This window comes from Streptomyces sp. MBT65, assembly GCF_016612545.1.
GTDB lineage: Bacteria > Actinomycetota > Actinomycetes > Streptomycetales > Streptomycetaceae > Streptomyces.
Genome location: NZ_JAENRY010000499.1, coordinates 1 through 3,837, shown reverse-complemented (window position 1 = coordinate 3,837; position 3,837 = coordinate 1). Strand labels below are relative to the sequence as shown.

The window sequence follows — 3,837 nt, the reverse complement described above, 5'->3', positions numbered from 1 at the left end:
CTGCCGGAGGCACCCCCATGCCCCCGCCCCGGAAATACGCCCAGATCCTCGAAGGCCCCGAAGTGTGCCGTCGCCTCGTCCTCGTCGCCCGAACCGCCCGACGTACCCGGCTTGGGTCGTGCGCCCCACCCCAGGTCGTTGCGCGGTACGGAACTGTCGTGGCCGGGGGCCGGGTGGTGGCCTTGCGCCGGGTCCGCCTGCCGTGGCAGGTCGGCCCAGACGATCAGGCCAGGACCGTGTTCCTGAGCGCCCCAGGCCCGGCACAGCCCGTCGATGAGAAGCAGTCCCCTCCCGTGCTCCTCATCGGGCCGCTGCGGGGACGGATGAGGTTCACCGGGGGCGCAGCCCTCGTCACGGACGGCTATCCGCACCAGGTCGTCGCCATCGTGCAGCTCGCAGACTATGTGGCTGCTCGCGGTGTGCACGATCGCGTTGGTGACCAGCTCGGAGACGATCAGAACCGCCGTGTCGCAGGTGTCCTCGCAGACGGACCAGCCGGACAGCCGGGCCCGCGTCAGGCGTCTTGCCTGGGCCGGGGAACCTGGATGGGCGGCCAGCTCGAACCGGAACCGGCGCTCGGCAGCGGCCCCACCAGGGACGGCTCCCGCGGCGGCACCGAGACCGAGGCGGCCTGCGGCGGCGTCTGTTCCTAAGGGCGCGGACGGAATCACGCTTGCCACTATCGCCCCGCCGTGAACACTTGGCAAGTGTCACTATGAAAAATGCAGAGTGCCGTATGACGCTCTGCACGGTCGTGGCACACTGCTCGCAACAGAAAGTCGCGCGGCGCCAGTTGGGATCTCCGGAGGTCTGTCCCGATCTTCGAATGAGTCTTCGAATGGCGCCGTAGGGCTGTCAGGATTCGGTTCGCCGGGTCGTGAGAACGCTTCTGCCGGGTTGTACGGACGCACACGCTGTCCGTACTCAACTCGTCACTCAGCAGTACTCGTCACCAGCAGTACTCGTCACTCAGCCGTACGCGTCACCAGCCGTACCCAGCACTCACTCAGCTGTCGGGACTCAATTACTCAATCGTGGAGGTGGAGCGTGAGCGAGCCGCGGTCCGCACCGACGGTCGGCCAGGTCGTCCTCGGCCGGCGCCTGCTGGACCTGCGGGAACGCGCGGGGCTCAAGCGCGAGGAGGCCGCCCGCGTCCTGCGCGTCGCGCCCGCCACGGTCCGCCGGATGGAGATGGCGGAGGTCTCTCTCAAGATCCCCTACCTCCAGCTCCTCCTGAAGTCCTACGGCGTCTCCGACGAGGAGGCCGAGGCCTTCGTCCAGCTCGCCGAGGAGGCCAACCGGCCCGGCTGGTGGCAGCGCTTCCACGACATCCTGCCCGGCTGGTTCTCGATGCACGTCAGCCTGGAGGGCGCGGCCGCGCTCATCCGGTCGTACGAACCGCACTTCGTGCCCGGGCTGATGCAGACCGAGGACTACGCGCGCGGCGTGCTGAAGTCGGGCGCCATCGGCCAGACCGACCCCGACGACATCGAGCGCCATGTGGCGCTGCGCATGCAGCGCCAGGATCTGCTGACCCGTCCCGACGCGCCCCGCGTCTGGGTCGTCATGGACGAGACCGCCCTGCGCCGCCCGGTCGGCGGCCCGGAGGTGATGCGTGAGCAGATCGACAAGCTGCTCGACGCCACGAAGCTGCCCAACGTGACCCTGCAGGTCGCCCCGTTCTCCTCGGGGCCGCACCCGGGCACGTACGGGCCCTTCGTGCTGTTCCGATTTGCCATGTCGGAACTGCCGGACATGGTCTACAGCGAGTACCTGACCGGCGCCGTCTATCTGGACGCGCGCGAAGAGGTGGCGACCCATCTCGAGGTCATGGACCGCATGGCGGCGCAGGCCGCTACGGCACATCGCACGAAGGAGATCCTCAAGGATCTCCGCAAGGAGCTGTGAATGGATCGCATCAAGCCGCGTATGAGCGTCTACAACGGCATGCCCGCGCGGGACTTGGGAAGCGAAGGCTGGCACAAGCCGTGGAGCGGCGGCAACGGCGGCAACTGCCTGGAGGCGATGAAGCTCGCCGACGGCCGGATCGCCGTCCGTCAGTCCACCGACCCGGACGGGCCGGCCCTGATCTACACGACCGACGAGATGACGGCCTTCATCGAGGGGGCGAAAGCGGGCGAGGCGGATTTCCTGCTCTCCTGACCGGACCTCCACCAGACCTGTGCTGAATGCTTTCTCCCTCCCGAACCTTCCCAACCCTCCCAACCTCCCCGACATCCTTAATTACTTCCCGAACCTCCTTAATTTGGCACTGACTTGATCACCTGTTGCTGCACACCCTTATGGAGCACGTGATGACCGTGCGGCCCACCGAAGACATCGACACCAGCAGGCCCCACCCCGCCCGCATGTACGACTGGTACCTCGGCGGCAAGGACAACTACCCCGTCGACCAGGAGATGGGCCGCCAGATGCTCGCCCTCGACCCGAGGGTGCCGGTCATGGCACGTGTCAACCGCGCGTTCATGCACCGGGCCACGCGCCGGCTCACCGAGCGCGGCGTACGGCAGTTCCTGGACATCGGCAGCGGCATCCCGACCGAGCCGAACCTGCACCAGGTCGCGCAGGGCATCGCGCCCGACGCCCGGGTCGTCTACTGCGACAACGACCCGGTCGTGCCGGCCCACGCGGCGCCCCTGCTGCGCGGCACACCCGAAGGGGCGACCGCGTATCTGCGGGCCGACGTGCGGGAGCCGGACACGATCATCGAGGGCGCTCGGGAGGTTCTCGACCTCAGTCGGCCCGTCGCCCTGTCCCTCGTCGCGCTGCTGCACTTCGTCCCCGACGAGGACGGCGCGCACGAGCTGGTCGACGGCCTGCTGTCCCAACTCCCCAGCGGCAGCTACCTGATGATGACCCACGCCGCCGCCGACTCCACCCCGGAGGAGTCGACGGCGGCGGTCGAGAAGCTCACGGCGGCGGGCATCACCCTGGCCCTCCGCTCCCGCACCGGCTTCGCCCGCTTCTTCGCCGGCCTCGACCTCGTAGAGCCGGGCGTGACGATGGTCGACCGGTGGCATCCGGAGCCGGGCGATCCGGTGCCGGGGCAGGAGGACGGGGTGATTCCGGGGTACGGGGCGGTGGGCCGCAAGCCCTGACAGCCCCGCGTGCCTGGTGCGTTCGCTTCGTCCGGTGTCAGAACCACGACAGCATGCGTCGTGGCGCGTCCACCAGCCGGCTGACGGCGACCACCGGCAACGGCGGTTGCTCCGGCCGGCCCGGGCCGAGGGTCAGCGCGTAGTAGATCTGCTCGATCGACGGCGGTCCGACGGCGAGATTCCGCCGGACCGCCGACACCGACGATTCCTTTCCGGTCCGTACGAGATACGCCGCCGCCATCGTCCCCGTACGGCCCACCCCCGCACCGCAGTGCACGAACACCGGCCCGGCCGCCGCCGCGACGACCTCCAGAAACCGCCCCACCTGCGCGGAAGTCGGCGTCTGCCCGTCACGAATGGGCAGTCGTACGACGTCCAGCCCGGCCTTGCGCGGTTCCGCGAGCTGCGCCGTCGTCAGGTCCTCGGCCCGCAGATCCACCACCGTGGTGAAGCCGAGGCGGGTCAACTCCCGGTAGCCGGCGGGGGAGGGCGCGGCACCTCGCCACAACTGCCCCTCGGTACCGACGGGTTGGAAGTGGTGGATGCCCTGCACGGTACGGGTCCCCGGCGGTGGCGGCGTCTCCGCGCGCGCCCAGGACGACAACGCGAGGATGCCCAGCGCGCCGGTGGCCCACAGGGCGACATAGCCGAGGGTGACGGCGAGGAGCAGCCTCATCGCGCGTCTGGGCAATCGGCGTGCGGGCGGGGCGAGTTGGGG

General features: G+C 69.4%; 5 protein-coding genes. 3 read left to right on the top strand and 2 right to left on the bottom strand.

Going from position 1 to position 3,837, the window contains the following annotated elements; translation table 11 throughout:
• Nucleotides 1–680, bottom strand: a 680-nt coding sequence (locus JHN63_RS49120; RefSeq protein WP_200691630.1) for an ATP-binding protein, incomplete at its 3' end; no start/stop codon positions are given.
• Between the two features lie 367 nt (nucleotides 681–1,047).
• Here JHN63_RS49120 and JHN63_RS49115 point away from each other — a divergent pair.
• The 3 genes from JHN63_RS49115 to JHN63_RS49105 all read left to right on the top strand — a co-directional run bounded on the left by JHN63_RS49115 (nucleotide 1,048) and on the right by JHN63_RS49105 (nucleotide 3,119).
• A complete protein-coding gene (locus JHN63_RS49115; RefSeq protein WP_200691629.1) occupies nucleotides 1,048–1,908 on the top strand; it encodes a helix-turn-helix transcriptional regulator in 861 nt (286 codons plus the stop codon).
• Complete coding sequence (locus tag JHN63_RS49110) at nucleotides 1,909–2,163, top strand: DUF397 domain-containing protein (RefSeq protein ID WP_019060458.1); 255 nt, start codon at nucleotides 1,909–1,911, stop codon at nucleotides 2,161–2,163. It abuts the gene before it with no gap.
• 152 nt (nucleotides 2,164–2,315) lie between these two features.
• Entirely contained in the window at nucleotides 2,316–3,119 is an 804-nt protein-coding gene (locus JHN63_RS49105; RefSeq protein ID WP_200691628.1) for an SAM-dependent methyltransferase, read from the top strand.
• Nucleotides 3,120–3,156: 37 nt separating this feature from the next.
• Here the strand turns inward: JHN63_RS49105 and JHN63_RS49100 are convergent, their stop codons facing one another.
• On the bottom strand, nucleotides 3,157–3,810 hold the full coding sequence (locus tag JHN63_RS49100; protein WP_234478864.1) for a dual specificity protein phosphatase family protein: 654 nt from the start codon (nucleotides 3,808–3,810) through the stop codon (nucleotides 3,157–3,159).
• Nucleotides 3,811–3,837 lie beyond the last annotated feature (27 nt).

What these genes read in the sequence shown, in the direction of transcription:
- JHN63_RS49110 (WP_019060458.1), top strand. Translation starts at nt 1,909, where the DNA reads ATGGATCGCATCAAGCCGCGTATGAGCGTCTACAACGGCATGCCCGCG.
- JHN63_RS49105 (WP_200691628.1), top strand. Translation starts at nt 2,316, where the DNA reads ATGACCGTGCGGCCCACCGAAGACATCGACACCAGCAGGCCCCACCCC.